This window comes from Pseudomonas kitaguniensis, assembly GCF_049199985.1.
GTDB classification, from domain to species: Bacteria; Pseudomonadota; Gammaproteobacteria; order Pseudomonadales; family Pseudomonadaceae; genus Aquipseudomonas; species Aquipseudomonas kitaguniensis.
This window is the reverse complement of sequence record NZ_JBLZPT010000080.1, coordinates 1-255: the sequence shown is the minus strand read 5'-3', so window position 1 is coordinate 255 and position 255 is coordinate 1. Positions and strand designations below refer to the sequence as shown.

Here is a 255-nt window from a genome sequence, read left to right as displayed (position 1 = left end):
GAGGTCGTAGACGTAAGCCGTGCGCTGGCCGTCAAAGCCGGTTTCCTGTTGGATCAGCCCGTTAGGGTGGTATTGCAACCCATAAACTTCACCAACTTCGTTTTCAATGTCTGTCAGCAACAACCGCGCGTTGTCGTAGCGGTATTTGACTTGGGTGCCGTCGGCGTTAATGCGGCGGCTGATCAGGTGCAGGCCGTCGCCGTATTCGTAGCGGGTAACGTGGCCCAGCTCATCACGCTCGGAGGTGATTTTTCC

The 255-nt window shown here is 56.5% G+C and carries 1 protein-coding gene; it reads right to left on the bottom strand.

Annotation, left to right across the window (positions count from 1 at the left end):
• On the bottom strand, positions 1–255 hold a 255-nt coding region (locus ACOZK9_RS27430; RefSeq protein ID WP_421556990.1), incomplete at both ends, for a hypothetical protein.